Genomic DNA, 732 nt, shown 5'->3' on the forward strand with positions numbered 1-732 from the left:
TCGACCGACGACGCCCGTCGCACCCCCTCGGGGCGCGGCGGGCGTCGCCGCGCGCGCTCCGCGCCGAGCCGCGAGCCCCCCGCCCGCGCCGGGTGCCCACGGCGGCGGAGTGCGCTGCCCTGACGCCCGAATCGGTGCTTCGGGTCGAGATCGGTGGTGGGGAGCGCCGATCTCGGGTGGGAGCGCCGATCTCGGCGGGCCGTCACGGCCGTCGGCGGCGGGGCGCGCGTTCGCCCGGGACGAACGGCCTGGACGAGTGAGCGCTCACTCACTTACGCTCGCCGGCATGGACGAGCCCCGGACCGGACGCGCGCGGCCGATGAGCCGCGACGAGCGCCGCGCCGCCATCGCGCTCGCCACGGTCCCGCTGCTCGAGAGCCACGGCGCCCAGGTGTCGACCCGGCAGATCGCCGTGGCCGCCGGGGTCGCGGAGGGCACCCTGTTCCGGGCGTTCGACGACAAGGTCGAGCTCCTGACCGCCGCCGCCGAGCGCGCGCTCGACCCCACGACCGGCGTCGCCGAGATCGACGACCTGCCGCCGGCGCCGGACCTCGCGGCCGAGCTCACCCAGCTCGCCGACGTCATGGCCGCCCGCGGCCGCCGGGTGCGCCGGGTCATGCTCGCGGTGCACGCCATCCTCGCCTCCGACGACGGCCGCCGCGCCGCCGCCGTGCGCGCGGCCCGCGGGGCGGCGTCCGTCGCGAAGTCGAGCGCGGAGAACGAGTCGTCGAA

1 protein-coding gene is annotated in these 732 nt (G+C 78.6%); it reads left to right on the forward strand.

Translation table 11 applies throughout. The features are described 5' to 3' along the window. Positions 1 to 286: 286 nt before the first annotated feature. The coding region (locus FA014_RS20900; protein ID WP_154731272.1) for a TetR/AcrR family transcriptional regulator at positions 287 to 732 on the forward strand (446 nt) is incomplete at its 3' end.

Origin of the sequence: Cellulomonas hominis (genome assembly GCF_005239125.1) — a bacterium.
In the GTDB taxonomy this organism is placed as follows: domain Bacteria; phylum Actinomycetota; class Actinomycetes; order Actinomycetales; family Cellulomonadaceae; genus Cellulomonas; species Cellulomonas hominis_A.